Here is a 674-nt window from a genome sequence, read left to right as displayed (position 1 = left end):
CGGCTTCAATTTCTGGGTGTGAAGCAAGCTTATCTGCAGCCCATTGGTTGATGTGTTTTAGGATTGCCGATACTGCATGTTTCTCAGTTGCAGGTTGGTCATCGGCAAGATCGAGTTTCTCTTTTGGGTGCGAGCCAGTCGCATCTTCAGCAATGTGCAGCCAATCTGGGTGCCAGTAATAAGGCTGACCACTCGGCGTTGTCCAACTGTGGACACCATTTGATTCACCTTTGTACTCTAAGTGTTCTGCTTCTATCTTTTTCATTATGGTCTCGCATTGTTATTGTGAACATCTGTATAAGTTTAGAGCGATCTAGATTTATCGCTATGCATCAAAGTTAGCAGAGCACGTCAGTAGTTCTGTGAAGTTTTTCACACAATTATATAAATGACGTTCAATCAGTAGGATAGATATAATCTAAGCGCATGTTAATGCTAGAGTATTGGGTTTATTGATTCTTTAGGTACTAGGGTTTATGGCACGTTATGAAGAGTTGGCAAAGGACATTCGCACTCAGATAGCCAACAACACTTGGCGATCTGGCGAGAAGATCCCGTCAGTTCGTATGAGTTGCCGTAACTATAAGGTTAGCAACAGCACAGTTCTCCAAGCCTACCAGTTGTTAGAGAGCGAAGGCTGGATCATAGCTAAGCCGCAGTCCGGCTACTTTGTT

At 43.8% G+C, this 674-nt stretch carries 2 protein-coding genes; one reads left to right on the top strand and one right to left on the bottom strand.

From position 1 onward, the window contains the following. A partial coding sequence (locus tag KIV40_RS31975; RefSeq protein ID WP_285353356.1) for a hypothetical protein occupies positions 1 to 265 on the bottom strand: 265 nt, incomplete at its 3' end. A 211-nt stretch (positions 266 to 476) separates the two neighbouring features. Here KIV40_RS31975 and KIV40_RS31970 point away from each other — a divergent pair. Continuing rightward, positions 477 to 674, top strand: a 198-nt coding sequence (locus KIV40_RS31970; protein WP_285353354.1) for a winged helix-turn-helix domain-containing protein, incomplete at its 3' end; no start/stop codon positions are given.

The organism is Vibrio sp. D173a (assembly GCF_030248475.1).
The sequence above is the reverse complement of the archived record's forward strand: the minus strand, read 5'-3'. Positions and strand labels throughout refer to the sequence as shown.